The sequence below is a fragment of the Neobacillus drentensis genome (assembly GCF_036966985.1).
GTDB lineage: Bacteria > Bacillota > Bacilli > Bacillales > Cytobacillaceae > Neobacillus > Neobacillus drentensis_E.
Genome location: NZ_JBALSN010000600.1, coordinates 2466 through 2822 on the forward strand (window position 1 = coordinate 2466; position 357 = coordinate 2822).

The following is a 357-nucleotide window of genomic DNA, read 5'->3' on the forward strand; positions in this document are numbered from 1 at the left end:
ACTCGCTCACTTTGATGATATCTATGAAATCTGTTGTGGAATGATGGAGGAGGAAGAAACGTTAATCAAGGCAAAGCATGTGAATGAACGGTTAGATCTTATGAAAAATCGTAATCCAGAGGGCCATCTGTGGTGGGAAGAGGCAATTAGAGAGAATTTAAATGAAAAAGAAAGAGAGGTATTTTATGTCTAATAGGAAAATGAATATAAGTAAATGATCCCTCGTTTGTTCCGAATCAAGGAAGATGGGGGATTATTTTTTTTGTTGCTGTACGTAGCAAGCTGAACGGAACTGGATGGCAATCAGCTATTACCAAACACCTTCAACGGTACTATGAGGTTTTTAACGAAAAGGGA